The sequence below is a fragment of the Sphingomonas sp. CFBP 13714 genome, assembly GCF_014842205.1.
In the GTDB taxonomy this organism is placed as follows: Bacteria; Pseudomonadota; Alphaproteobacteria; order Sphingomonadales; family Sphingomonadaceae; genus Sphingomonas; species Sphingomonas aerolata.
The window spans coordinates 575807-602503 of the sequence record NZ_JACYVG010000001.1 but is presented as its reverse complement, the minus strand read 5'-3'; the positions used below and the strand labels follow the sequence as shown (position 1 = coordinate 602503).

Here is a 26697-nt window from a genome sequence, read left to right as displayed (position 1 = left end):
CATCCGCCACCGCCCGCGTTGACGCGGACGCTGCCTCACGCACCGTTAACGAATTTCATCCACGACAAGGAAAACTAATAAGGCGGCGGACAGGCTATGCAGCAACCACGATACGGGATGGCAAAGGGGCTGCTGATCCTTGCGTATCTGTGTCTGGGTCCGATCGTCTGCGCTGCTGTCGCCTTCGACAAGCCTGTCATTATCCTGGCGGTCGGTTTGGCCGTTGGCGTGTTCCTCGGTCCCGTCCTGCACCGTCTGGCAAACAGCGAGCATGCGGAAACCGTCGCACACGAGGAGGTCGACGCCGAAGCAAGGATCGCCATCCTCGTGTGCGCAATCCTGTTCGTCGCACTGTGCGTCTACGTCATCTATAGCTCGTGGTATGACTACCAATCACTTCGCGACGTCCCGATCTACGGGGTCGGAATGATCTATGCGCCGTCTCTTGTAGTCGGAATCGCGGTTTTTGCCTGCGTGCGGTACGTGTCGCGACGGCTTAAAATCTCGGGCAACCGCTAAGCGTCGAAACAACGAGCGCCCGGGTAAATCAACCGGGTCGGTGATCCGGCGCGTTCGGGGCCCCGCCCCCCCAGCCTCAGACCTCGCTGACGAGCAGCTTGTCGATCCGTCGCCCGTCCAGATCGACGATCTCGAACTTCCACCCCTGTTCGACGAAGCTCTCGCCCTCGCCCGGCAGATGGCGGAACACCGCGAGTGCCAGCCCTGCGACGGTCGCGTAGTCGCGGTCCTCGGGCAGGTCGATGCCCAGCCGGTCGGCCAGCGCGTCCGCCGCCATCGTGCCCGCGACCAGCAGCGAGCCGTCGTCGCGCACCACCACCGACGGCGAATCATCGGGGTCGGCATCCGACTTGAACTCACCCGCGATCGCCGCGAGCAGGTCGGCAGGCGTCACGATCCCCTCGAAATGCCCGTATTCGTCATGGATCAGCGCCATCGGCACCTCGGCCTGGCGCAGCGCGATCAGCGCGTCCATCGCGTCGATCTGGTCGATCACCACCGGCGCCTTGCGCATCAGCACGTTGAGGTCGAGCGGCTCCCCGCGGAACAGCGCGGCGGCGATGTCGCGCGCCTGCACCACGCCGCGCACCCGGTCGATCGACCCGTCGCCGACCGGCAGCCGGGTATGCTGCGACGCGAGCAGCGTGTCGCGGATCTCGTCGGCATCCCAGTTGCAGTCGAGCCAGTCGATATCGGTCCGCGGCGTCATCACCTCGCGCACCGGCCGGTCGGCAAGCCGCACCACGCCCGAGATGATCGAGCGCTCATGCTCCTCGATCACGCCCGACTTGGACGCCTCGGCGACGATCAGGTGGAGCTCCTCGGCGGTGACATGCTCCTCCGATTCGCGGTTGAGGCGCAGCGCCTTGAAGATCAGCGCGCTCGTCGAATCGAGCACCCACACGATCGGCGCGGTGATGATCGCGAGCCAGCGCATCGGCAGCGCCATGAACGAGGCGATGACTTCGGGCGATCGCAGCGCGAATTGTTTGGGCACCAGCTCGCCGATGATCAGCGAGGCATAGGTGGTCAGGCCGATCACGATCGCGAAGCCCGTGGTCTCCGCGGTGCTCGCGCTCAGCCCCAGCGCCTGCAGCCGCGCCGCGGTCGGCGTGCCGAGACTCGCGCCCGAATAGGCACCCGCGAGAATCCCGATCAGCGTGATGCCGATCTGCACGGTCGAGAGGAACTTGCCGGGGTCGGCGGCGAGCAGCAGCGCGGCGCTCGCGCCTTTCCGCCCGGTCCGCGCCAGCGCATCGAGCCGCGCACGCCGCGACGACACGATCGCAAGCTCGCTCATCGCGAACACGCCGTTCAACGCGACGAGCGCGAGGATGATCGCGACGTCGATCCAGGGGAAGGGGGGAAGCGGTGCCATTGGCTCGATCGTCTCTTGGCGCACATTCGCGCGCTTCACAACCGGTCTCGACACTTATCGTCATCCGGCGTTCAGTGCGCAGGTGGAACAATCGCCGAATATGCCGGGTTATCTGCGGCATGATCAAAAGGGACAGAGACATGAAGGCCAAGGGTATATTCATCGGCGCAGCGCTCGCCGCACTCGTCACGACGTCGGCCTGCACGACCGATCCGGAGACGGGCCAGCGGACGATCTCGAAGACCGCGCTCGGCGGCATCGGCGGCGCGCTCGGCGGCTATCTGCTCGGCGACATCGTCGGCGGCCGCAACGACCGGACCGAGAAGCTGCTCGGCGCCGGCATCGGCGGCCTCGCGGGTGCGGGCGTCGGCGCGTACATGGACAAGCAGGAGCGCGACCTGCGCGCGCGCACCGCAGGGACCGACGTCCAGGTGATCCGCCAGGGCGACGACCTCGTCCTCAACATCCCGTCGGGCATCACCTTCGCCTATGACAGCGCGACCGTGCAGCCGCAGTTCCAGCGCACGCTCGATCAGGTCGCCTCGACGCTCGGCCAGTATAACCAGACCTATATCGACGTGTACGGCCACACCGACTCGACCGGCAGCGACTCCTACAACCAGACCCTGTCGCAGCGTCGGGCGACCTCGGTCGCGGATTATTTGTCGAGCCACGGCGTCCAGTCCGCCCGCATCGGCACCCGCGGCTACGGCGAAAGCCAGCCGATCGCCTCGAACGACACCGACGCCGGCCGCGCCGCCAACCGCCGCGTCGAGGTGAAGATCGTCCCCATCACCCAGAACGACCTCCGCTAACCAACTCTGTCCGCCCGCCCCCCTCCGTCATCCCGGCGAAAGCCGGGACCCAAGGCCGCGGGCGGGCCGGCAGCAGAAGAAGGGGGTTCGCGCAGAGGCGCGGAGACGCGGAGGCGCAGAGAGAGAGAGAGAGAGAAGAACCGCATTCACGCGAAGGCGCAAAGGCGCGAAGTCATAAATTCGGGCCTCTCGGCCGGCAGACACAATTCGACTTTGCAGATGCGATTGAAATATCGCGGTTCCACGCTCGCAACATCTTTGCGCCTTCGCGCCTTCGCGTGAACCCACTCTTTCGACGCCCAGCCAAAAAGCTGCCTACAGCCCCCTAACGCCGCCCCCGGAAAAACCCCGTCAGCAACGCGCCAGCTTCCCGCTCCCCGATCCCCGCATAGACCTCAGGCCGGTGATGGCACGTCGGCTGGCCGAAGAACCGCGCGCCATGTTCGACCGCGCCGCCCTTCGCATCCGCCGCCCCGTAATAGAGCCGCGCGATCCGCGCATGCGCGATCGCCCCCGCGCACATCGCGCACGGCTCGAGCGTCACCCACAGATCGCAGTCTTCCAGCCGATCCCGCCCCAGCGCCCTGGCCGCCGCGCGAATCGCGAGCATCTCGGCATGCGCGGTCGGATCGCACAGCGCGCGCGGCGCATTGGCCGCAGTCGCGATCACCTGCCCGGCACGCACCACGACAGCGCCGACCGGCACCTCGCCCGCTGCCGCGGCATCGCGCGCGGCGTCGAGCGCGCGCCGCATCGGGTCGGGGATCGGAAACATGCCCCGCCCTGCCCTGCCTTCCCCATCAGGTAAAGCCACAGGGCAGGGCGGGCGCGGATCAGTTGGCGGGCACCTGGCCATTGTCTGCCGCGGTCCCCGGCTTGTCGACCGAGATCGTCGGCACCGCGACCGTCTTGGTCTCGGTCCCCAGCCGCACCTTGGCGACGTCCGCCTCGAATTTCGGCGTCTGGATCGCGCCGGCACGCGTCTGGTCGATGTTGATGATCCCGAAATACATCAGCGCGACGACGGCGAGCAGCGCGATCGCGACCAGAGACAAGAGCGTACGCATGGAATTCCCCTTATATAAGGCCACGACCCATGGCGGGCGTCGACCGGTTCGATGGCGTAACAACGTCGATCAACCCCGCGCGGTTGCACGCCCCGCTCTGCCGCCCCGTTCGCCGCATCCGCGTGGGCACCGATCGGCAAAAACGGGTGAATCGGTTGACGCGGCCGCGCTTGCCGGGTATCCGCGCGCCTTTCCGGGGTTCCTCCCGACACTTGATAGGTAGACAGATGTCGCGCATTTGCGAACTGACCGGCAAAGGCCGGATGGTCGGGAACAACGTGTCCCACGCCAACAACAAGACCAAGCGTACGTTCCTGCCCAACCTGCAGAACGTCACGCTGATCTCCGACTCGCTCGAGCAGAGCGTTCGTCTCCGCGTCTCGACGCACGGCCTGCGTTCGGTCGAGCATAATGGCGGCCTCGACAACTGGCTCGTCAAGACCTCGGACGACAAGCTCTCGCTCAAGGCCCGCCGCCTGAAGCGCGACGTCGTCAAGAAGATCGCCGCCGCCGCCTAACCCGCGCGACTGCGACACGGCCCCGGCCCGCGCTCCAACCGGAGCGCGGGCCGTCGGCGTTTGTGCGCCCGCCGCACGGAAACGCGCCGCCGAACCCGTTCCACCCCTCTTTCCGTTCGTGTCGAGCGCAGTCGAGACACCGCCATCCCCGCTCGACCCCCGCCGTTCGTGTCGAGCGCCCCCCTCCCGTTCGTGTCGAGCGAAGTCGAGACACCACCGCTAGCCCCGCTCGCCCCCCGCTACCCCTCCAGCCGAAACTTCAGCAACAGCGTCCGCTCCAACGCAGTCTCGTTGTCGTCCGACACGATCCACACCACCGTGTCGTCCCCCTCGCGCACCACCGCGATCCCCTCGAAATTGTCGTGCACCAGCGGCGCCGCCAGCCGCGCGATCTCGCGCCCCCGCACCACCGCCCCCGCCCGGATCGCCCCCGATTCGATCACCGTCACGGTGTTGGAAAACGCGAACGGCGCGGCAAAGGCGCGATTGAGCACGATCAGCCGCCCATCGGGCAGCTCCGCGACATCGACCGGACTGAACCCGACCGGCGGCACATAGGTGAAGCCGACCCCGCGCGCCGTCAGCGGATCACCCGCGAACAGCAGCCCCCGCCGCCCGGTCCCGCGCCCGACCCCGCCCGCGCTCGTCCGCACCCGCGGCCGCGCGGTCTCCGACAGCACGACGAATCGCCCGTCGCGCAGCCGCACCATGCTCTCGGGCCCGCCATTGTCGGGCCATTCGCGCATCGCCCGCGGCCGGACCATCCCCTCGAATCGCGCCAGCAGCGTACCGTCGGCCCCTGCGGCATAGCGCCCGACCGCGTTCCAATATTCGAACCCGACCCAGGCGGTCCCCGTCGCGGCATCGATCGTCAGCGATTCGCTGTCCCGGTCGCGCTTCGACCAGCCCTGTCCGGGACCACCCGGCAGCGCGGCAAAGCCGATCCCTGCGGGCCGCCAGTCGTCACCGATATGAAAGCGGACGATATTCCCGCCATCGCTGAGCAACGTCACCTGTGTCCGCGAAGCCCTGCGACGGACCGCGATCGAGGAATACCCGCCAAACGCCGAATCGCGACTGCGCAGCACCACCCCGCCCAGATAGGTCAGCCCGCCGAGCCGCCGCCGCGACGGATCCGCCGGATCGATCCGCACCCGCGTCGCGGTCATGTCCGCCGCCGCGCCCAGCAGCGGCAGCCGCGACGTGCCGCTCCATCCGGGCACCAGCAGGTGCACGCTCGCCAGCACGAACAACAGGGTCGGGATACGCCGCACGCCCGCCCCATAGCCGCTGCCGCGCCCGGGGGCACCCGCTTCCAGTCAGGCGCGCGCGATAGGGCGTGGGACCGGAGTCGCGCCTGAACCGTTGATAACGAACGCATTCAGGCTCGGCTCAATCCGACTCGACCATAAGGCTGTCATCAGGATCGAAGGGCCCGCCACCGGCGCACTCCCCCAGGTCCCAAATGGGAGACGTTTGATGTTCAAGACCTTCACCCTCGCCGTCAGCGCGCTCGCAATGGGCACCGCGACCCTGGTCCCCGTCGCCGCCGAGGCACAGCGCTACGGCTACGAGCGCGGCTATGACCGCGGTTACGACGGGCGCGGCTATGATCGTGGCCGGGGCTATGACCGCGAATATCGCGGCAACGACCGCCGCTACAACTACCGCAACGACCGCAACAACCGTCGCGGCTGCGACAACACCGGCGGCACGATCGTCGGCGCCCTCGCCGGCGGCCTGCTCGGCCACACGGTTGCCGGTCGCGGCAACGGCACGATCGGCGCCCTCCTCGGCGCCGCCGGCGGCGGCCTCGCCGGCAACGCGATCGATAAGTCGGACAACCCTCGGTATTGCCGCCGCTAAGCGCGAAAGCGCGGGTGCTCGCCCGGCGAGCACCTCCGGCACGGCCGGCGGGTGGCCCCAAGCCACCCGTCCGACGACGGCTTAGCCGGCGTCCGCTCCGGGCCTGCTCCAGTTCCCCCAGTTCCCTCGCGTAGCGTATCGAGGGCAGAGGCCGGTCCCCTACAAGGGGCCGGCCTCGTGTTCGTCCGGAGCCGCGCACCGCGCGGAGCCGGACCGGCCGGCGGGTGGCGCCAGCGCCAACCCGGCCGACGGCTTCGCCGACGGCAGGCCCGCCTACGCCACCATCACGCCCACCCCGTCATCACACCCCTCTTCCGTCATCCCGACGAAAGTCGGGACCCAGGGTACCACCCGCAACGCCCGCGGCTCTGGGTCCTGACTTTCGTCAGGATGACGGTGGTTTTTGGTGGCGCTGATCGACATCCCCAACCCCGTCATCCTAACGAAAGTCAGGATCCAGAGCCCAGGCCACCGTCCCCAGCGGCTCCCCCAATCCCCCCGCCGCCGGCAAAGCCGTCGGCCGGACCGGGTTGCACCCGTCCGCCGGCCGTGCCGGTTTTGGCCCGGCTGCCGCGCAGCCGGGCCAAAACCGTCAGTACATATGCTGCCCGCCATTGATGCTCAGCGTCGAGCCTGTCACGAACCCGCCCTCTTCCGAGCACAGGAACACCACCCCGCGCGCGATCTCGCTCGCCTGGCCCAGCCGCCCGACCGGGATCTTCGCGACGATCTTCTCGAGCACGTCCGCCGGCACCGCCGCGACCATGTCCGTATCGATATAGCCCGGCGCGATCGCGTTGACCGTCACGCCGGCCCGCGCACCTTCCTGCGCCAGCGCCTTGGTGAAGCCGTGGATGCCCGATTTCGCCGCCGCGTAATTGACCTGGCCATATTGCCCGGCCTGCCCGTTGATCGAGCCGATATTGACGATCCGCCCCCATTTGCGCGTCCGCATCCCCGGGAACACCGCCTTGGCCATGTTGAAGCAGCCGCCCAGATTGGTGTCGATCACCGCCTTCCAGTCGTCATAGCTCAGCTTCAGGATCGTGCCGTCGCGCGTGATGCCCGCATTGTTCACGACGATGTCGACATCGCCCAGGTCGGCCGCGACCTTCGCACAGCCCGCCTGGCATGCGTCGTAATCCGCGACATCCCATTGATAGACCGCGATTCCCGTCCGCGCGGCAAAGGCCTCGGCGCGTTCGGCATTGCCCGCATAGGTCGCCGCCACGGTCAGCCCGGTCTTCTGCAGCGCAAGGCTGATCGCCTCGCCGATGCCACGCGTTCCCCCGGTTACGATCGCGACGCGTGCCATGCCTTCTCTCCCGCCATACGTGTTTTACCGGAGGCTAACCGCGGCGCGTCCAACCTTCAAGCTCGCGTGCGAGCAGCCGCTCGAGCATCGCGATCCCCGCGGGGCCGTCGTTCAGGCACGGCAGATAGGCAAAGTCCTTGCCGCCCGCCTCCTCGAAGCTCTCGCGCCCGCGAATCGACAATTCCTCGAGCGTTTCCAGACAGTCCGCCGAGAAACCGGGGGCGAAGATCGCGACCTTGGTCTTCCCCGCCTTGGCCAGTTCGACCAGCGTCTCGTCGGTCGCGGGCCCAAGCCATTTCTGCGGCCCGAACCGCGACTGGAACGCGACCGTCAGCTCGCGCCCCATCGCCGCGCTCAGCAGCCGCGCGGTCTTCTGGCAGTGGCAATGATAGGGATCGCCCATCTCCAGCGTGCGCTTGGGCATGCCGTGGAAGCTTGCGACGATCGCATCGGGAACGAAGTCGAGCGCGGCGAGCGACGTCTCGAGATCGGTCTTCAGCGCGTCGATATACAAGGGATCGTCATAATAAGGCGGCAGCGTGCGCAGCGCGGGCTGCCAGCGCAGCCCCGCCAGATGCGCGAACGCCTTGTCGTTCGCGGTCGCGGTCGTCGCCGCGCAATATTGCGGATAGAGCGGCGCGAGCAGGATCCGCTCGCAGCCCGCCGCCTGCATCGCGCTCAGCCGCTCGGCGATCGCCGGCCGGCCATAGCGCATCGCCCAGTCGACCATCACCTCGGGGCCGAACGAATCCTTCACCGCCGCCGCCTGCAACCGCGTGATCGCGGCGAGCGGCGAACCGTCCTCGCGCCACACCTGGCTGTACGCATGCGCCGATTTCTTCGGCCGCGTGTTCAGGATGATGCCGCGCAGGATCGGCTGCCACGCGATCGCCGGGATCTCGACGACGCGGCGATCCGACAGGAATTCGCCAAGATAGCGTTTGACCGATCGCACGTCGGGGCCGTCGGGCGTCCCCAGGTTCATCAGCAGGACGCCGATCCGGGGCTTCGGAATCGCGGGATGGTCGGGGGGCAGGGTCATGTCGAGGGTCTTAAAGGCAAATCGCGCAGACGAAAGCCCGTTGCGGAGAAGATTGCATTCGCGATCGCCGGGGCGACCGCGGGCACGCCCAGCTCGCCGACCCCGCCCGGCGCCTCGTCGCTGCGGATCAGCTCGACCGTGATGTCGGGCGTGTCCGCCAGCCGCGGCAGGTGCAGGTCGCCAAAGCCGCGCGCATCGGCCAGGTTGCGCGTGAAGCCGGTCGCCGCACCCAGCGCGGTCGCCAGTCCGAAGATCAGCCCGCCCTCGATCTGCTGGCGGACCAGATCGGGGTTGATCTGCACCCCGCAATCGACCGCCGCGACCAGCCGCTCGACCACCGGCCGCCGGTCCGCGCCGAGATGCGCCTCCGCCAGCACCGCGATGAAACTGCCGCGAAAGGCGTGAGCCGCGATCCCCTGCCCGCTGCCGGGGACCCCGCCATTCCACCCGCCCAGCGACGCCGCGGTCGACAGGCACCGCGCGAGTCTCGCGCCGCCGCCCAGCATGCCGATCCGGTAGGACATCGGCTCGGTCGCCGCGATCCGCGCGAGCTCGTCGACGAACGTCTCGGTGAAGAACGCGGTATAGCCATGCGCGCCGCCGCGCAGCGCGCCGGTCGGCACGCCGATCTCGGCGGCATGATGCACGACCGCCACCGCCGGGATCGCATAGGCGGGCAGCGCACCGCCGACCGCATGCGGATCGCCGCGGGTCAGCGCGGTCGCCGCCCGGCTGGCGATGCCGGGCAGCACCCGCGCCGCGATCTCCGCGCCGGTCGCGGGCGCCGCGATCGCCGTGCGCCAGGCAAGAATCCGCCCGCGCGCATCGAGTCGCGCCGCCAGCCGCGCCGCCGCCGCGGGCCGATAGCGGTCGTGCATCAGGTCCTCGGCCCGCGACCAGACCAGGCTGACCGGGCGCTTCAGCCGCACCGCCAGCACCGCCGCCTGCGCCGCCGCGTCATGCTCCAGCGCGGCGCCGAACGACCCGCCGACCGGCATCGGATGGATCACCACCTGCGCCTCGGCGATCCCCGCCGCGGCCGCCGCCGCCGCACGCGCGGGCCCCGGCGCCTGAGTCTGCAGCCACAGCTCCAGGATTCCGTCGCGGTACGCCGCGGTCGCGCTGCGCGTCTCGATCGCCGCATGCACCGCGGGCGCGACGCGGTAGGCGGCGGTGACCACCCCCGCCCCGTCGAGCAGCGTGCCGATCTCCCCGCTCTGCGCCATCGTCGTGCCCGGCGTCTCGAACGCAGCGTCGAGCGCGGCGGCGATCGTTCCGCTGTCGACCAGCGGGCCCTGCGTGGCGAACCGCGGCGCCATCGCGGACAGCGCCTGCTGCGCCGCCCAGCCGGTCGTCGCCACCGCCGCGACCCAAGCCGGCGTCTCGACGATCTGCAGCACGCCGCGCACCCGGTCCGCGGCGGCGCGGTCGACGCCGATCAGCCGGCTATCGCCGACCGGTCCCTGCCGGATCGCCGCATGAACCATGTCGGGCAGGCGGACGTCGCCGGTGAAATTGGCGGATCCGTCGACCTTGGCGGGCGTGTCGATCCGCGGCACCGACCGCCCCGCGAGCGCGCCTGCGCCCGGCCCGCCGATAACCGGCTCGTCGGGCAAGGTCTCGCGCGCGGCGTCCTCGGCGAGCGCGGCGAAGCGGATCCGCCGCGTGCCCTGGACGACGAACCCCGCCTCGGTCCGGCAGTCCGCCCAGTCCGCGTCCCAGCGCCGCGCCGCCGCCTTGCACAGCAACACCCGCGCCGCAGCACCCGCGCTCCGGCACGCCGCCTCGAACATCCGCACCGAACTCGATCCCGCGGTCAGCATCGGCGCGGGGCCGGCGACCGCTGCGGGAACCACGCCCGGCATCCCCTCGAACAGCGCGTTCAGCCCGACCGGATTGGCATAGAGCGGGTTGAGCGGCGCGGGCTCGACGCCCACCGTCCGCCAGTCCGCACCCAGCTCGTCCGCGACGATCTGCGCCAGCGCGGTATAGACGCCCTGCCCCTGTTCGGCCTGCGGCACCGCGACGGTCACATGCCCGTCGCTGCCGATCTTCAGCCACGCCCCGAACGCGCTCTCCCCCGGATCCGCCACCAGCGTCGGCGCATAGTCGCGCGGCCACAGCCCCCAGGCCACGACCAGCCCGATCCCCACGCCGCCTCCCGCCAAAATCCCCCGCCTGCCGATCATCCCGCGCCCCTACCCCGTCTCCCCCCCGCGGTGAAGGCGCCGCAAACCGCCGGATGCGGGGCAGCGCGCCACCCCCCACTCGTCATCCCGCCGAAAGAAGTGGATCATCCGCCCGCACCTCATCCCCCTCCCGTCATCCCGACGAAAGTCGGGACCCAGGGTAACAGGCCACAACGCTGCTGGGCTCTGGATCCTGACGTTCGTCAGGATGACGGGAGTGGGTGGGTCATCCGTCCGCCCCTCAACCCCCTCCGTCATCCCGACGAACGTCGGGACCCAGGGTAACAGGACGCAACGCCGCTGGGCCCTGGGTCCTGACTTTCGTCAGGATGACGGGAGTGGGTGGGCGTGCCGGTGCCTCGCTCCGTCCGTCATCCTGACGAAAGTCAGGATCCAGAGCCCCGAACGCCACCCCCGGCCGACGCCCCGCCGGCCGAAGGCACCCCCCTCAGACCATCCCCCGATACCGCTCCCGGATCGTCACCTTGTCGATCTTCTCCGTCCCCAGCCGCGGCAGCGGCACGTCGGCGATCCAGACCCGCTGCGGCACCTTGAACGCCGCGATATGCTGGTGGAGGAACGCGCACAGATCGTCCGCACTCAGCGTCTCGCCCTCCTGCAGCACCACCACCGCGCCCGGCACCTCGCCGAACCGCTCGTCCGCCAGCCCGAACACCGCCGCCTCCGCCACCGCGGGGTTCTGGTACAGCGCCGCCTCGACCTCCTGGCACGAGATATTCTCGCCGCCGCGGATGATGATGTCCTTCTTGCGGTCGACGATGAACAGATAGCCGTCCTCGTCGAGAAACCCGATATCCCCCGTCCGGAAATAGCCGTCCGCGGTGAACGCCGCCGCGGTCGCCTCGGGCCGGTTCCAATATTCCTTGAAGTTGCACACGCTGCGGATGCCCACCTCGCCGCGCACCCCCGCGGGCTGTGCACGCCCGTCATCGTCGAGGATCGCGAGGTCGACCAGCGGCGCGCTCGCCCGCCCCGCCGAATTGGGTTTGGCGATATAATTGCTCCGCCAGTTGCCCGTCCCCACCGCATTGGTTTCGGTGAGGCCGTAGCCGATCAGCGGCGCGCTGCCGCCCATCTCCTCGCCCAGCCGCCGGACATGCTCGACCGGCCGCGGCGCACCGCCCGCGGCGAAGTCGGTCACCGTCGACAGGTCATAGTCACCGCGATCGGGGTGGTTGAGGATCTCGAAGCTCATCAGCGGCACGCCGACGAAATAGGTCACGCCCTCCGCCTCGATCAGCCGCATCGCCTCGCGCGCATCCCATTTGGGCATCAGCACCAATTTCCGCCCCATCGCGAAGCTCTGCAGGAACACCGGCACCTCGCCGGTGATGTGGAACAGCGGGATCGTCAGCAGCGTGACCGGCTGGCCGACCGGCGGGTTGCCCTGCGCGGTGGCGATGCCGAGCATCATCATCGCCTGCCCCAGATAGTTGAAGATCGCCTGGATGATCGCGCGGTGATCGCACAGCGCGCCCTTGGACTGGCCGGTCGACCCGCTCGTGAACAGGATCGTCGCATGGTCGTCGGGCCCCAGCGGCGGCAGCGCGACGCCGACCGGGTCCTCCTTCAGCAGCACGTCGAGCGCGATTCGCAACGGCAGCGTATCGTCGATCCCGATCACCGGCGTCGCCAGCCCGGCGATCTGCGCCAGCCGCTTCACGCGCGGCGGATCGGCGAACACCATGTTGCAGTCGACGTCGCGGATCGCCGCCTCGAGCTCGTCCGACTGCCACCAGCCGTTCAGCAGCGTCGCGACCCCGCCGGCCATGATGATGCCCATGTACAGCACGATCCACGACGGCGAATTGCGCATCGCGATGCCGATCCGGTCGCCGCGCTGGATGCCGTGCGCGGACACCAGCGCGCAGGCGACGCGCTCGGCGGCGTCCTCGACCTCGGCGAAGGTCAGCCGCTCGTCGCCCGCGACCAGGAACACCTGGTCGCGGTGCTCACCGGCATAATGCGCGAAATAGGCGTTGAGCGCGGGCGGCGCGACGGCGATCGTCGGCAGCGTCACGCCGAACCGCTCGATCGATCCGAGCCCGAGCATCCCGCCGGGCGCGGTCAGTGCCGCCATCGTCGAATCCATCGCCGCGTCTAGCTCGGTCCGCATATCGCTCTCCCATTGCTCCGATGACCCCGGTCTTATCGCCTTGGTCTTATCGTCACCGCTCATTATGCAGGCGCGAACGCGTGGGGAAAAGCCATTGATCCTGTCGACCTTAGCCGCCGTAGCCGGTGGCCTGCCTAGCCCCGCTACGGGCCAACATATCCGGTTCGAGGACCTGGGGCTCCACCCCGACGTCTTCTCGATCGGCTTCTTCACGCTGCGCTGGTACAGCCTTGCCTATATCGGCGGGATCCTGCTCGGCTGGTGGTATCTGCTGAAACTGCTCGCCCAGCCCGGCGCACCGATGGCGCGGCGTCATGCCGACGACCTCGTCTTCTACGCGACGCTCGGCATCATCCTCGGCGGGCGGCTCGGCTATGTGCTGTTCTACGCGCCCGAGATGATCCTGCGGCCGTTGCGCATCCTCCGGCTCTGGGACGGCGGCATGTCGTTCCACGGCGGCGTCATCGGCGTGTCGCTCGGGCTGATCCTGTTCGCGCGCAAGCACAAGCTCAACTGGCTGCGCGTCCACGATTATATCGCCTGCTGCGTGCCGTTCGGGCTGTTCTTCGGGCGGCTCGCCAACTTCGTCAACGGCGAGCTCTGGGGCAAGCCGACCGACGTCGCCTGGGGCATCGTCTTCGCGCGCACCGTCCCCTTCGGCATGATCGAACCCGCCCGCCACCCGAGCCAGCTCTACGAGGCGGGGCTCGAAGGCCTCGCGCTGTTCGCGCTGCTCTGGTTCGCCTTCTGGAAGACCAAGGCGCGCTATGACCCGGGCAAGCTCGTCGGGCTGTTCGTGCTCGGCTACGGCCTCGCGCGCTTCACCGTCGAATTCTTCCGCGAACCCGATTCGCAGCTGCGCGCCTTTGCCGAGAAGACCGGGCTCCACATGGGCCAGTGGCTCTGCGTGCCGATGATCCTCGGCGGCCTCTTCCTGATCCTCACCGCCGCCCGCCGCCGCATCCGCGTCGAATCCATCGCCGGCGCGCAGAGCGTCGCGTAGCGGACACCACCCTCACCCTCATCCCCACCCCGGCGAAGGCCGGGGCCCAGTTGGAACGTCCCTCGTGACGGGCGGCGCGCGTCGTGACATCGCCCTCCCAACCGGGCCCCGGCCTCCGCCGGGGAGGCAGAGAGCTTTACGATGACTGACACCACCCCCGACACCGCCCTCCCCGAACGCCTCGCCCGCGCGATCACCCTCGCCGGTCCCGTCCCCGTCGCGCAGTACATGGCCGCCGCCAACGCGCATTATTACGCGACCCGCGACCCGCTCGGCGCGACCGGCGACTTCACCACCGCGCCCGAGATCAGCCAGATGTTCGGCGAGCTCCTCGGCCTGTGGTGCGCCGACCTGTGGGACCGCGCCGGCCGCCCGGACGTCGCCTGGGTCGAGCTCGGCCCCGGCCGCGGCACGCTCGCCGCCGACGCGCTCCGCGCCATGGCCAAGGCCGGCCTGACGCCCCCCGTGCATTTCGTCGAGACCAGCCCCGCGCTCCGCACCGCGCAGGCCGAGCGCGTCCCCGCCGCGACCTGGCACGACGCCATCGACACGCTGCCGACCGGGCTTCCGCTGATCGTCGTCGCGAACGAATTCTTCGACGCGCTGCCGATCCGTCAGTTGCTCAAACGCGAGGACGCCTGGCACGAACGCCTCGTCGCCGCGCAGGACCTGCTGTTCCTCCCGATCGCGGGCAAGCCGCTTCCCGACGCCGTCATCCCCGAACCCTTCCGCGACGCGCCCGCCGGATCGATCCTCGAGACCGCCCCCGCCGCGGTCGGCATCGTCCGCACGCTTGCGAAACGCCTCGTCGCGCAGGGCGGCGCGCTGCTCGCGATCGATTACGGCTATGAAGGCCCCGCGCTCGGCGACACGCTCCAGGCGGTCCGCGCGCACGCCTTTGCCAACCCGTTCGAATCGCCCGGCGAGCACGACCTGACCGCGCATGTCGATTTCACCACGCTCGCCGCCGCCGCGCAGGCCGATGGCGCGGTCGCCTGGGGCCCCGTCGCACAGCGCGACCTGCTCGGCGGTCTCGGCATCGACACGCGCACCTCCGCACTCGCCAAGGCCTCGCCCGACCGCGCCGAGGCGCTCGCCGCCGACCGCCGCCGGCTGATGGACGACATGGGGTCGTTGTTCAAAGCGCTCGCGATCACGTCGCCCGGCTGGCCCAACCCGGCCGCCTTCGCATGATCGCCTATCGCGACGCACGCCCCGCCGACGGCCCCGCGCTCGCCGCGATGGCGCGCGCGTCGTTCACCGAGACGTTCGGCACGCTCTACCGCCCGCAGGATCTCGCCGCGTTCCTCGACCAGGCGTTCGGGCCGCAGGGCCTGCCGTCGCAGATCGGCGACCCCGCCTTCCGCATCCATGTCGCGCTCGACGAGGGTGCGATCGTCGGCTTCGCCAAGACCGGCCCGGTCGCCTTCCCCGGCGACTGGCCCGCCACCGCGGTCGAGCTCTACCAGCTCTATGTCCGCGCCGACCAGCACGGCGCCGGCGTCGGCCCCGCGCTGATGGACTGGGCCCTCGCCACCGCGCGCGCCGACGCCCGGACCGAGATGATCCTCAGCGTCTATGTCGACAACCACCGCGCCCACCGCTTCTACCAGCGCTACGGCTTCACCGAGATCGGCCGCTACGTCTTCATGGTCGGCGAAAAGGCCGACGACGACCGCATCCTCCGCCTGCCCCTGTGACCAGCCACCCAACCTCCACCCCGGCGAAGGCCGGGGCCCAGTTGGGAAGGCCCAGCTAATGAAGCACCGCCCCCCGTCACACCCGTCCCCCAACTGGGCCCCGGCCTCCGCCGGGGTGGTGCAACACGCCAGCGCCCCGCTCCAGATTCCCAACCCAGCCCACCCCGGCGAAGGCCGGGGCCCAGTTGGCACGTCCCCGGTAATGAAGCGCCGCCCCCCATCACAACCGTCCCCCAATTGGGCCCCGGCCTTCGCCGGGGTGGTGCTGGACCACAGACAGGACATCCGAGCATGAATCCCGCCCCCACCCCCATCCGCGCAAAATCCCTCGCCCCCATCCCCCACGGCTTCCTCACCCGCACCGGCGGAGTCTCGACCGGCCCTTACGCCAGCCTCAACACCGGCACCGGCTCCGACGACTCCCCCACCGCGATCGCCGAGAATCGCCGCCGCGCGACCGACGCCGTCCTCCCCGGCGCGCAGCTCGTCGGCCTCTACCAGATCCACTCGGCCGAGGCGGTGACGATCACCGCCCCGGTCGACGACACATTCCGCCCGCGCGCCGACGCGCTCGTCACCGACCGCCCCGGGCTCGCGCTCGGCATCCTCACCGCGGACTGCGCCCCCGTCCTCTTCGCCGACAGCGAGGCGGGGATCGTCGGCGCCGCGCATGCCGGCTGGCAGGGCGCGCTCGGCGGCGTCACCGACGCCACCCTGCTCGCGATGGAGGCGATCGGCGCGCGCCGCGACCGCATCGTCGCCGCGGTCGGCCCGTGCATCGCGCGCGCCAACTACGAGGTCGACACCGGCTTCCTCCGCCGCTTCTGCGAGGCCGATCCCGAAAACGAACGCTTCTTCGCGGATGCCCGCACCGACCATTACCAGTTCGATCTCGAGGCCTATGTCGTCAACCGGCTCGCTGCCGCGGGGGTCGGCCGGGTCGAGGCGCTCGGCCGCGACACCTACACCGAAGACGACGCCTTCTTCAGCTATCGCCGCGCGACCCATCGCGGCGAACCCACTTATGGTCGCCAGATCAGTATCATCGGCCTCTGACGCCTCCCCAAACCGGCTGCGCATCGCTAGGCTCGCCGCATCGGCCCGCACCAGACGGGTCATGCAGGAGCCCAGAATGTCCGATACCCCGACCCCCACCGGCATGCCCGCCGAGACCGAAGCCGACCTGACCGGCGTCGCCGCGCGCGTCGCCCCCAAGCCCGAGGTCGAGAAGATCGGCGGCCGCAAGCTGAAGCCCTCGACGCTGATGATGGGCCATGGTTACGACCCGTCGCTGTCGGAAGGGTCGCTCAAGCCCCCGATCTTCCTCACCTCGACCTTCGTCTTCCCCAACGCCGCCGCGGGCAAGCGCCATTTCGAGGGCGTCACCGGCAAGCGCCCGGGCGGTGCCGAGGGCCTCGTCTATTCGCGTTTCAACGGCCCCAATCAGGAGATCCTCGAGGATCGCCTCGGCGTCTGGGAAGAGGCGGAGGACGCGCTCGCCTTCTCGTCCGGCATGTCCGCGATCGCCACCTTGTTCCTCGCGATGGTCAAGCCCGGCGACACCATCGTCCATTCGGGGCCACTTTACGCCGCGACCGAGACGCTGATCGGCCGCGTGCTCGGCAAGTTCGGGGTCAAGTGGCTCGACTTCCCCGCAGGCGCCACGCGCGAGGAGATCGACGCGGTGATGACCGAGGCCGCGACCGGCAACGTCGCGCTCATCTATCTCGAAAGCCCCGCCAACCCGACCAACGCGCTGGTCGATGTCGAGGCGGTCGCCGCCAGCCGCGACGCAATATTTGGTGACGAGAAGCCGCCGATCGCGATCGACAACACCTTCCTCGGACCGCTCTGGTTCCAGCCGCTCAAGCACGGCGCGGACATCGTCGTCTATTCGCTGACCAAATATGTCGGCGGCCATTCGGATCTCGTCGCGGGCGGGGTGCTCGGCACCAAGGCGCACATCAACACGATCCGGACGATGCGCAACACGATCGGCACGATCACCGATCCCAACACCGCCTGGATGCTGCTGCGCAGTCTCGAGACGCTCGAGCTCCGCATGAGCCGCGCGGGCGAGAATGCGGCCAAGGTCTGCGCCTATCTGCGCCATCACCCCAAGGTCGAGCGCGTCGGCTATCTCGGCTTCCTCGCCGACGAACCCGGCGCCGAGCGTCAGGCCGACATCTATCGCCGCCACTGCACCGGCGGCGGCTCGACCTTCTCGCTCTACCTGAAAGGCGGCGAGCGCGAGAGCTTCGCCTTCCTCGACGCGCTCAAGATCGCCAAACTCGCGGTCTCGCTCGGCGGCACCGAAACGCTCGCCAGCCACCCCGCCGGCATGACGCACCTCTCGGTCCCCGACGCGCGCAAGCAGGCTTTGGGCATCACCGACAATCTGGTGCGCATCTCGATCGGCGTCGAGGATGCCGACGACCTGATCGCCGACTTCACGCAAGCGCTCGAAGCGATCTGACCAACCGGGCGCCCGCTAAACCAGCGGGCGCCCCCCTCCTCGTCATCCTGACGAAAGTCAGGATCCAGAGCCCAGCAAACCCACCCTACCCGAACCCGATCCGAACACCGGCTGGCCCCAGCGCCCCCCACCCGTTAAAGCGCAACGGATGCCGATCTTCACCCCCATCCCGCAGGACGATTTCGTCGCCGCGATCCACACCCTCGCCGCACAGCTGCGCGCGGACGCCGACTGGACTCCCGATTTCATTATCGGCATCGGCCGCGGCGGTCTCGTCCCCGCGGTCTTCCTCAGCCACGCGATCGGCCTCCCGACGCTCTCGGTCGACTATTCCAGCCAGGTCGAGGATTTCGCGGACCAGCCGCTCGTCAAGCTCGCCGCGCGCACCCAGTCGGGCGAACGCCTGCTCTTCCTCGACGACATCAATGATTCCGGCCGCACGATCACGCATCTGCGCACCGCCCTCGCCGCCGCAGGCGCGACGCCCGGCGCGATCCGCTTCGCGACGTTGATCGACAATCTCAGCTCCGCCGAACGCATCGACTACACCGCGCGCACGATCGACCGCCGCGACACCAAAGACTGGTTCGTCTTCCCCTGGGAAGCCGTCGCCCCCGCCACCACGATCGAACACGACGCCGCCGAAGTCCCCGACCGCATCGCCTGACGCGCGGCCAACCCCGTCATCCTGACGAACGTCAGGACCCAGGGTTACAGGCTCCGCGCATCCCCCCAAACCCGTCATCCTGACGAAAGTCAGGATCCAGAGTTACAGGCGCCGCGCTTAATGGCTCTGGATCCTGACTTTCGTCAGGATGACGGAGGAGGGACGTCCGACGCCCGAAGCCTCACCCGTCGCTGGCGCGCTCGATATCCGCCCCGACCGCGCTGAGCTTCTCCTCGAGCCGCTCATACCCCCGGTCGAGATGGTAGACCCGCCCGACCGACGTCTCCCCATCCGCCGCCAGCCCCGCCAAAATCAGGCTCATCGACGCGCGCAGGTCGGTCGCCATCACCGGCGCGCCGACCAGCTTGTCGACGCCGCGCACCACCGCGGTGCGGCCGCGCACCTGGATGTCCGCGCCCATCCGCGCCAGCTCGGGCACGTGCATGTAGCGGTTCTCGAAGATCGTCTCGGTCAGCACGCTCGCGCCGTCCGCCTTGCACAGCATCGCCATGAACTGCGCCTGCATGTCGGTCGCAAAGCCCGGATAGGGCGCGGTCGACAGCGTCAGCGGCTGGAGATGCCCGTCCGACGCGACGCGGATGCCGTCCTTGGTCGGGGTGACGCTCACCCCCGCCTCGACCAGCGCGTCGAGCGTCGCGCCCATGTCCGACGCGGTCACGCCGGTCAGCTCGAGGTCGCCGCCGGTGATCGCCGCGGCACAGGCATAGCTGCCCGCCTCGATCCGGTCGGGCATCACCGCATAGGTCGCGCCGTGCAGCCGGTCGCGGCCCTCGATCGTCAGCGTCTCGGTGCCGATCCCGTCGATCGACGCGCCCATCGCGACGAGGCAGCGGCACAGGTCGACGATCTCGGGTTCGCGCGCCGCATTCTCGATCACGCTGGTCCCGCGCGCAAGCACCGCCGCCATCACGACATTCTCGGTCGCACCGACCGACACGATCGGGAAGCGGTAGCGTCCCCCGGTCAGCCGTCCGCCTGGCGCGGTCGCCTTCACATAGCCCGCCGCCATCTCGAGCTCGGCGCCGATCGCCTCGAGCGCGCGCAGATGCAGGTCGATCGGCCGGTTGCCGATCGCGCAGCCGCCGGGCAGCGACACCGTCGCCTCGCCGCCGCGCCCGAGCAGCGGCCCGAGCACGAGGATCGACGCACGCATCTTCCGCACGATGTCGTAGGGCGCCTCGGTCGAGGTGAGATTGCCCGCGCGGATCGTCATCACCCGCCCGAAATCCTCGGGCCGCGTCCCCTGGATCGCGGTCGACGCGCCCAGCTGGTTGAGCAGATGCCCGAACCCGTCGACATCGGCCAGCCGCGGCAAATTGCGCAGCGTCAGCGGCTCCTCGGTCAGCAATGCGCAGGGCATCAGCGTGAGCGCGGCGTTCTTCGCGCCGGAAATGGGCAGGCGCCCGGTCAGGCGGTTGCCGCCGCGAATGAGAATACGGTCCATCCCCGGCTGTCTATCGCCCCGCACGATCCGCGCAAGCCCGGCCGCATGGCGGGCCTGCCTCCGCAGGCGCGCATGGCGGTCAACCAAATGCGGTCCAGACCGGCCCTATTGATCGACTTTAATGCGTAAAATCGGGGGGTTTGCTCTGTGGAGCAACGACGGGGAGCCGATCACAGTGCCGCACAGCTGCTTCGCCGAACGTCTCGGCGATTACATCACCTTGACCGAGAGCGAGACGACGGCACTGACGCGCCTCGAGGAGCGCCCGCGCGACCTGCGCCGCGGCACGATCCTGCTGCGCGAGCACGACCCGATGGCCGAGCTCTTCATCCTCCAGCGCGGCATGGCGATGAGCTATGTCCTGCTCGACGACGGCAGCCGCCAGATCCTGCGCTTCCTGTTTCCCGGCGACATGCTCGCGGTCTCGGCTTTGGTCTATCGCGACTCGCCCGAGACGATCGTCGCGATGACCGACCTGACCGTCTGCCCGTTCGACCGGACGCTGATGGCCGGGCTGCTGACCGAACATCCGCGCCTCGCCGCGGTCATCATGGTGATGAACCAGATGGAAAAGGTCGCGCTGACCGACCGGCTCGCAGCCCTAGGCCGGACCTCCGCCAAGGTCCGCGTCGCCGCGCTGCTGCTCGAGATCCGCAACCGCATCCGGCTGACCGGACAGGCCGCGACCACCGATTTCGCGCTGCCGCTCACGCAGGAGGAGATTGGCGACGCGACCGGGCTGACCGCGGTCCATGTCAACCGCATGCTCCGCCAGCTCGAGGAGGACGGGCTGATCGCGCGTGGTGCTGGCCGCGTGTCGTTCACCGACGAGACCGCGCTGCTGCGCGCCGCCAATTACGTGAACCGGTTCGACGGTCTCGACCTGCGCTGGCTCCCGCCCGCGCGCTGACCGCCCTGGCCCGCCGCCGGGTCCAGCGCCCGACGCGCCCTCACAACCGCGCGATCAGGCCTTTTCGAGCGTGCACTGCAACGGGTGCTGGTTCTGCTGCGCGAAATCCATCACCTGGCTGACCTTGGTCTCGGCGACCTCGTAGCTGAACGTCCCGCACACGCCGACGCCCTTCTGGTGGACGTGCAGCATCACCCGCGTCGCCGCCTCCATGTCCATGCGGAAGAAGCGCTGCAGGCACAGCACGACGAATTCCATCGGCGTGTAATCGTCGTTGAGCATCAGCACGCGGTACGGCGTCGGCTGCTTGGTGCGCGACCGCGTCTTGGTCGCGATGCCGACATTGCCCCGGTCGTTGCCGCCGGAATCCCCGTTGCCGTCGGAATTCCCGTCTTCGGCACGGATCCCGTCTTCAACACGGCTATAGCGTCGCTCGGTCATCGTCATCGGAACCAGTATTTTCGGTGTCAGCGCCATGACGTGAAAATATGGCACCTGATGGTCGAAGAGCAAGCCCCGCCCGCTAAAAGGGCAACCTATGAGGCCCGGCAAAAGGGCCCGGCAAAAGGGTAAGGCACAAGCGCCACGCAAAAGGGGCAGGCAAGGGATCCCCTGCCCGCCCCTCCCGTCTCGCATCCGGCCGGAGACGACGCGTAGCGCCGACCCCGGTCACCGGCTCAGTTGGCGATCTTCAGCTTCTCGGTCGCCAGCGCGACCCGGTTGGACAAAGGCTGCGTGATCTCGCCCGCCATCTTCATCATCATCTCGGTCGAACGCGCGCTGTCGGCGATCAGCGTGTCGAACGCGGTGCGCATGTAATCGCCCTGCAGCTTCATGAACTCGGTCGGCGACTTGGCCGCGGCGAGCGTCTTCATCGCCTCGGTCGCGCCCTCGAACGACGCCTTGGCATAGGCCGAAACCTCGTGCCCCAGCGTCTCGGCGCCCTTGGCGGCGATCTTCGACGATTCGACGATCGCCTCGATATTGCCCTTGGCGAACGCATTGGCGTCCTCGAACGCAGCCGCGCTCTTCTCCATCGCGCCCTTCGCGCGGGTCGAGAGGTCGGCGAACATTGCCTGGGTCTTTTCGATCGTGCCGGTGTCGAAATTCATCATGCCATCCTTTCCTGTACGCGCCGCTCCGACGGGAACGACGATGTCTGCTGGTGTCGAAACGGGTGTTGCAAGCGGCACCGCGACGCCGGTCACGGCGGGCTGCGCGTCTTCGGTACTTGCGGGTTGCGCCTCGTCGGGGCTTGCGGGCTGCGCGGCGATGTCCGCCGCAGCGATCCCCGCCGCCCCCTCGACCGCGGCGACTGCCGTCTCGGGCGCAGTCTCGGGAAGCGCGACGGGCGCGGTCTCGGGCGGTGCGATTTCGAGGGCTTGCACGGCTGCCGGAGCCGGCTCCACGATCGGGGTAGGCTCCGCGACCAGGGCCGTCTCAACCGCCGCGACCATCTCGGCCGGGGGCAACGCGACGGGCTTGGCGACTCGCTTGGCTCGCGCCGGCGCGACGGATTTGACCGTCCCGCGATCGCCCGACTTCGAACCAGACCCCCGCATCACATCTGCCCCCGCCTTATCGTGTTGCGTCGCAATATATCACAGTTGCAACGCCCCGACAATCGTCATTGTGCAGTGCAATATATTCCCCGATTCAACGTGTTGGTTAACGGGCGCTGGACGCGGCCTTAGCTCACCGCATCCGCACATAGTCTCCCGGCGACTCGCCAAGCGCGGGCAGCGCCCCTTCGCCCGGGATCCGCGCCCCCGTCGCCGCGACCGTTTCGTCCCCCATCGCGCGCAGCCACGCGACCCAGTCGGGCCACCAGCTCCCCTTGGTCTCGACCGCCGCGGCGACGAACGCGTCGAGGCTCGCCGGCGCGTCGGTGCTGGCCGGATCGAGCGTCCAATATTGATATTTCCCCGCGGCGGGCGGGTTGACCACGCCCGCGATATGCCCCGACCCCGCCAGCACGAAGCGGACCGGCCCCGACAGCGCGGTCGTCAGCTTCCACACACTCGCCGCCGGCGCGATATGATCCTCGCGCCCCGCCTGGACATAGGCCGGCGTCGTCACACGGCCGAGGTCGACCGGCGTGCCGTCCACCACCATCGCGCCCGGCTCGACCAGCAGATTGTCGCGGTACAGGTCGGTCAGATAGGCCCTGTGCCATTTCGCCGGCAGATTGGTCGTGTCGCCGTTCCAGTGGAGCAGGTCGAACGGCACATAATCCTTGCCGAGCAGATAGTTGTTGGTGACGTAATTCCAGATCAGGTCGCGCCCGCGCAGCAGGTTGAACGTCGCCGCCATATAGCGCCCGTCGAGAAACCCCTCGGGCGACAGCGTGCCGAGCAGCGCGATCTGCTCGTCGTCGATGAAATGCGCGAGCTCGCCCGCATCCGCGAAATCGACCTGCGCCGTGAAGAACGTCGCGCTCGCGACGCGGTCCGCCTGCCCCCGCGCGCTCAGCACCGCCAGCGTCGCGGCCAGCGTCGTCCCCGCCACGCAATAGCCGATCGTATGCACCGCGGGCACCTCGAGCAGGCCGCGCACCGTCTCGATCGCCTCGATCTGCGCGGCGACATAATCGTCCCAGATCACGTCCTTCATGCTCGCATCCGCGGACTTCCACGACACCATGAAGACGCTCAAGCCCTGCTCGACCGCCCAGCGGATGAAGCTCTTCTCGGGGTTGAGGTCGAGGATGTAGAAGCGGTTGATCCACGGCGGAAAGATCACCAGCGGCGTCGCCTGCACGCGCTCGGTGGTCGGCGCATAATGGATCAGCTCGTACAGCGGCGTGCGCAGCACGACCTTGCCCGGCGTCATCGCCAGGTTGCGGCCCAGCTCGAAACTGCCTTGTGCGGTGTGGCTCAGCTGCCCGCGGCCGATGTCCGCCATCATGTTCTGCAGCCCCTGCAACAGGTTGGCGCCGCGCGTCTCGATCGTCTTCTCGATCACCTCGGGATTGGTCAGCGCGAAGTTGGTCGGGCTCATCGCATCGACGAAGCCGCGCGTCGCAAAGCGCAGCTGCTCCTTCTGCCGCGGCTCCAGCCCCTCGACCGCGTCGACGCTGCGCAGCATCTGGTCGCCGATCGTCTGGTAACTCTGCCGGATCAGGTCGAACACCGGCTCGCGCCACTGCGCCGCCTTGAACCTTTTGTCGGTCGCGGGCCCGGGCTCGGGCTGGGGCGCCGCGCCGCCCCCCGCGGGCACCAGCATCTGCTGCCACAGCGCAAAGCCGTCCCGCCAGAAATCGCGCACCCGCGACAGCGTCGCCGGATCGTTGAACCCCGGCACCACCATCGCCTCGGGCACCGCCGCATCGAGCGGCGCGGTGATCGCATCGAGCCCCTGCGCCATCATCATCTGCTGCGCGCGCCCCATCACCCAGGTCCAGTGCTGCAGCTCGGCCAGCGTCGGTGCGGCAATCCCCGGCGTCTCGGACATGGGCGACCTCTCCTTTTGCCCAAGCCTAACCCACTCCCCCACCCGGCGAAAGCACCCCCGCACCCCACCCACTCCGTCATCCTGACGAAAGTCAGGATCCAGAGCCAAGCAGCGTACACGCCCGCCGCTCTGGGTCCCGGGTCGAGCCCGGAATGACGAAGAAGGGCCGGCACGCCCCCACCTTTCCCGCCAGAACCCAAACGCGGTGGATGACGCCCCCCGCGGCATACGGTACAGCACCCCTTCCTCCAGCTCGGGGCCGATCATGTCCGACGATTTCTACCGCATCAAACGCCTGCCACCCTATGTCATCGCCGAAGTGAACGCGATGCGGGCGGCGGCGCGGGCGGGCGGCGAGGACATCATCGATCTCGGCATGGGCAATCCCGACCTGCCGCCGCCCGAGCACGTCATCGCCAAGCTCGTCGAGGTCGCCAGCAAGCCCGGCGCGCACGGCTATTCGCAGTCGCGCGGCATCCCCGGCCTTCGCAAGGCGCAGGCGAACTATTACGGCCGCCGCTTCGGCGTCGATGTCGATCCCGAGACCGAGGTCGTCGTGACGATGGGCTCGAAGGAAGGGCTCGCCAGCCTCGCCACCGCGATCACGGCGCCCGGCGACGTCGTGCTCGCGCCCAACCCGTCCTATCCGATCCACACCTTCGGCTTCATCATCGCCGGCGCGACGATCCGCGCGGTGCCGACCACCCCCGACGACGCCTATTTCGAGAGCCTCGAGCGCGCGATGGCGTTCACCGTGCCGCGCCCGTCGATCCTCGTCGTCAACTATCCGTCGAACCCGACCGCCGAGGCGGTCGACCTCGCCTTTTACGAACGGCTCGTCGCCTGGGCGAAGGAGAACAAGGTCTGGATCATCTCCGACCTCGCCTATTCCGAGCTCTATTACGACGGCAATCCGACCCCCTCGATCCTCCAGGTCAAGGGCGCCAAGGACATCGCGATCGAGTTCACCTCGCTCAGCAAGACCTATTCGATGGCGGGCTGGCGGATCGGCTTCGCGGTCGGCAACAAGACGCTGATCGCGGCGATGGCCCGGGTGAAGAGCTATCTCGACTACGGCGCCTTCACCCCGATCCAGGCCGCCGCCTGCGCCGCGCTGAACGGCCCGCAGGACATCGTCGCGCGCAACCGCGAGCTCTATCACAAGCGCCGCGACGTGCTCGTCGAAAGCTTCGGCCGCGCCGGCTGGGACATCCCCTCGCCGCGCGCCTCGATGTTCGCCTGGGCGCCGCTCCCGCCCGCGCTCGCGCATCTCGGCAGCCTCGAATTCACCAAGCAGCTCCTCACCCATGCTCACGTCGCGGTCGCACCCGGCGTCGGCTATGGCGAGAATGGCGAGGGCTATGTCCGCATCGCGATGGTCGAAAACGAACAACGCCTCCGCCAGGCCGCGCGCAACGTGAAGCGCTACCTCCAGAGCATGGGCGTCAACACCCCCGCCCAGGGCGCCGGCTGACCCGCCGCCCCCACCCGTCATCCTGACGAACGTCAGGACCCAGAGCCAAACAGCACCACCCCCGCGGCTCTGGATCCCGGGTCAGGCCCGGGATGACGAAGGAGGAAGCAGCGCCCCCTCCCCACCCGTCATCCTGACGAACGTCAGGACCCAGAGCCAAGCAGCACCCCGCCCGCGGCTCTGGGTCCCGGGTCAGGCCCGGGATGACGGCGGGAAGAGCAGCCCCCCGAAAGGTTGACGCCACCCCCCGCCCCAGCCATCCCCCAAAGCCATGACCCGCCCCGGCTTCGCCTTCTCCACCACCCTGCGCGTCCGCTACGCCGAGATCGACGGGCAGAAGATCGTCTTCAACTCGCGCTATCTCGAATATGCCGATGTCGCGATCACCGACTTCTGGGACTGGAGCGGGATCGCCGCCGCGGTGCCCGGCTGGGACGACACCGAGTTCAACGTCCGCCGCACCGAGATCGACTATCTCGCGCCCTTCCGCCTCGGCGACACGATCGCGGCGCATGTCCGGATCGAGCGGGTCGGCACGTCGAGCCTCACCAAGCGGATCGAGCTGACGCATGCCGAAAGCGGCGCGCTCCACACCGTGATCACGATGGTCAGCGTCCATGTCGATCTCGCGACCGGCCGCCCCGCACCCCTGTCGCCAGCGATCCGCGACCATATCGCGCGGCTCGCCACCCCCGCCTGACCG

25 protein-coding genes are annotated in these 26697 nt (G+C 69.0%); 13 read left to right on the top strand and 12 right to left on the bottom strand.

The genetic code is table 11. The features are described from left to right. The first annotated feature begins 117 nt into the window (after positions 1-117). Positions 118-519, top strand: a complete 402-nt coding sequence (locus tag IFT54_RS02965; protein WP_192069506.1) for a hypothetical protein — start codon at positions 118-120, stop codon at positions 517-519. Positions 520-595: 76 nt separating this feature from the next. Here the strand turns inward: IFT54_RS02965 and IFT54_RS02960 are convergent, their stop codons facing one another. Beyond that, entirely contained in the window at positions 596-1897 is a 1302-nt protein-coding gene (locus IFT54_RS02960; RefSeq protein ID WP_056019046.1) for a hemolysin family protein, read from the bottom strand. Positions 1898-2037: 140 nt separating this feature from the next. On the opposite strand from IFT54_RS02960, the gene IFT54_RS02955 reads away from it, so the two are divergent. Then, on the top strand, positions 2038-2712 hold the full coding sequence (locus tag IFT54_RS02955) for an OmpA family protein (protein ID WP_056406963.1): 675 nt from the start codon (positions 2038-2040) through the stop codon (positions 2710-2712). 325 nt (positions 2713-3037) lie between these two features. On the opposite strand, the gene IFT54_RS02950 is transcribed toward IFT54_RS02955, so the two are convergent. Continuing rightward, on the bottom strand, positions 3038-3466 hold the full coding sequence (locus tag IFT54_RS02950; protein WP_192069696.1) for a nucleoside deaminase: 429 nt from the start codon (positions 3464-3466) through the stop codon (positions 3038-3040). A 79-nt stretch (positions 3467-3545) separates the two neighbouring features. Next, positions 3546-3779, bottom strand: a complete 234-nt coding sequence (locus IFT54_RS02945) for a hypothetical protein (protein ID WP_031395039.1) — start codon at positions 3777-3779, stop codon at positions 3546-3548. Between the two features lie 227 nt (positions 3780-4006). Here IFT54_RS02945 and rpmB point away from each other — a divergent pair, with 227 nt between their 5' ends. After that, the gene (gene rpmB / locus IFT54_RS02940; RefSeq protein ID WP_031395040.1) at positions 4007-4297 is read left to right on the top strand and encodes a 50S ribosomal protein L28; all 291 of its coding nucleotides are present in this window, start codon (positions 4007-4009) and stop codon (positions 4295-4297) included. A 239-nt stretch (positions 4298-4536) separates the two neighbouring features. Here the strand turns inward: rpmB and IFT54_RS02935 are convergent, their stop codons facing one another. After that, positions 4537-5571: an esterase-like activity of phytase family protein gene (locus tag IFT54_RS02935; protein ID WP_320481848.1), complete on the bottom strand. Its 1035-nt coding sequence runs from the start codon at positions 5569-5571 to the stop codon at positions 4537-4539. Positions 5572-5776: 205 nt separating this feature from the next. Between IFT54_RS02935 and IFT54_RS02930 the strand changes: the two genes are divergently transcribed. Further along, positions 5777-6163, top strand: coding sequence for a glycine zipper 2TM domain-containing protein (locus IFT54_RS02930; protein ID WP_056406961.1), 387 nt, complete (start codon positions 5777-5779; stop codon positions 6161-6163). Positions 6164-6755: 592 nt separating this feature from the next. On the opposite strand, the gene phbB is transcribed toward IFT54_RS02930, so the two are convergent. The 4 genes from phbB to IFT54_RS02910 form a co-directional block, all read right to left on the bottom strand. Next, positions 6756-7478 carry an acetoacetyl-CoA reductase gene (phbB, locus tag IFT54_RS02925; RefSeq protein ID WP_031439092.1) on the bottom strand — a complete coding sequence of 241 codons (723 nt, stop codon included), beginning with the start codon at positions 7476-7478 and terminating at the stop codon, positions 6756-6758. 34 nt (positions 7479-7512) lie between these two features. Next, positions 7513-8520, bottom strand: a complete 1008-nt coding sequence (gene hemH, locus IFT54_RS02920; RefSeq protein ID WP_107930706.1) for a ferrochelatase — start codon at positions 8518-8520, stop codon at positions 7513-7515. Then, the gene (locus IFT54_RS02915; RefSeq protein ID WP_192069505.1) at positions 8517-10709 is read right to left on the bottom strand and encodes a molybdopterin cofactor-binding domain-containing protein; all 2193 of its coding nucleotides are present in this window, start codon (positions 10707-10709) and stop codon (positions 8517-8519) included. Before IFT54_RS02915 ends, hemH begins: the two co-directional genes overlap by 4 nt. Before the next feature lie 448 nt (positions 10710-11157). Further along, the gene (locus IFT54_RS02910; RefSeq protein ID WP_192069504.1) at positions 11158-12846 is read right to left on the bottom strand and encodes a class I adenylate-forming enzyme family protein; all 1689 of its coding nucleotides are present in this window, start codon (positions 12844-12846) and stop codon (positions 11158-11160) included. A gap of 94 nt (positions 12847-12940) precedes the next feature. On the opposite strand from IFT54_RS02910, the gene lgt reads away from it, so the two are divergent. From lgt to IFT54_RS02880, 6 genes are all read left to right on the top strand, one after another. Beyond that, positions 12941-13849, top strand: coding sequence for a prolipoprotein diacylglyceryl transferase (lgt, locus tag IFT54_RS02905; protein WP_056407438.1), 909 nt, complete (start codon positions 12941-12943; stop codon positions 13847-13849). Positions 13850-13990: 141 nt separating this feature from the next. Beyond that, positions 13991-15043 carry a class I SAM-dependent methyltransferase gene (locus IFT54_RS02900; protein ID WP_192069503.1) on the top strand — a complete coding sequence of 351 codons (1053 nt, stop codon included), beginning with the start codon at positions 13991-13993 and terminating at the stop codon, positions 15041-15043. Next, positions 15040-15549 carry a GNAT family N-acetyltransferase gene (locus tag IFT54_RS02895; RefSeq protein WP_192069502.1) on the top strand — a complete coding sequence of 170 codons (510 nt, stop codon included), beginning with the start codon at positions 15040-15042 and terminating at the stop codon, positions 15547-15549. Before IFT54_RS02900 ends, IFT54_RS02895 begins: the two co-directional genes overlap by 4 nt. A gap of 291 nt (positions 15550-15840) precedes the next feature. Next, entirely contained in the window at positions 15841-16605 is a 765-nt protein-coding gene (gene pgeF / locus IFT54_RS02890) for a peptidoglycan editing factor PgeF (protein ID WP_192069501.1), read from the top strand. 76 nt (positions 16606-16681) lie between these two features. Then, positions 16682-18025 carry a cystathionine gamma-synthase family protein gene (locus IFT54_RS02885; protein ID WP_373928262.1) on the top strand — a complete coding sequence of 448 codons (1344 nt, stop codon included), beginning with the start codon at positions 16682-16684 and terminating at the stop codon, positions 18023-18025. 148 nt (positions 18026-18173) lie between these two features. Next, complete coding sequence (locus IFT54_RS02880) at positions 18174-18692, top strand: phosphoribosyltransferase (protein WP_031440516.1); 519 nt, start codon at positions 18174-18176, stop codon at positions 18690-18692. Between the two features lie 181 nt (positions 18693-18873). Here IFT54_RS02880 and murA read toward each other — a convergent pair whose 3' ends face one another. Further along, on the bottom strand, positions 18874-20157 hold the full coding sequence (gene murA, locus IFT54_RS02875) for a UDP-N-acetylglucosamine 1-carboxyvinyltransferase (RefSeq protein ID WP_031440515.1): 1284 nt from the start codon (positions 20155-20157) through the stop codon (positions 18874-18876). Between the two features lie 121 nt (positions 20158-20278). Here murA and IFT54_RS02870 point away from each other — a divergent pair, with 121 nt between their 5' ends. Beyond that, the gene (locus tag IFT54_RS02870; protein WP_081874263.1) at positions 20279-21067 is read left to right on the top strand and encodes a Crp/Fnr family transcriptional regulator; all 789 of its coding nucleotides are present in this window, start codon (positions 20279-20281) and stop codon (positions 21065-21067) included. A gap of 54 nt (positions 21068-21121) precedes the next feature. Here IFT54_RS02870 and clpS read toward each other — a convergent pair whose 3' ends face one another. The 3 genes from clpS to IFT54_RS02855 form a co-directional block, all read right to left on the bottom strand. Next, positions 21122-21508, bottom strand: a complete 387-nt coding sequence (clpS, locus tag IFT54_RS02865) for an ATP-dependent Clp protease adapter ClpS (RefSeq protein WP_081874265.1) — start codon at positions 21506-21508, stop codon at positions 21122-21124. Positions 21509-21744: 236 nt separating this feature from the next. Then, on the bottom strand, positions 21745-22629 hold the full coding sequence (gene phaP / locus IFT54_RS02860; protein ID WP_192069500.1) for a phasin family protein: 885 nt from the start codon (positions 22627-22629) through the stop codon (positions 21745-21747). A gap of 133 nt (positions 22630-22762) precedes the next feature. Then, on the bottom strand, positions 22763-24520 hold the full coding sequence (locus IFT54_RS02855; protein ID WP_192069499.1) for a PHA/PHB synthase family protein: 1758 nt from the start codon (positions 24518-24520) through the stop codon (positions 22763-22765). Between the two features lie 265 nt (positions 24521-24785). Between IFT54_RS02855 and IFT54_RS02850 the strand changes: the two genes are divergently transcribed. Beyond that, complete coding sequence (locus tag IFT54_RS02850) at positions 24786-25994, top strand: LL-diaminopimelate aminotransferase (protein ID WP_166746410.1); 1209 nt, start codon at positions 24786-24788, stop codon at positions 25992-25994. 271 nt (positions 25995-26265) lie between these two features. Then, the gene (locus IFT54_RS02845; RefSeq protein WP_192069498.1) at positions 26266-26694 is read left to right on the top strand and encodes an acyl-CoA thioesterase; all 429 of its coding nucleotides are present in this window, start codon (positions 26266-26268) and stop codon (positions 26692-26694) included. Positions 26695-26697: the final 3 nt, after the last annotated feature.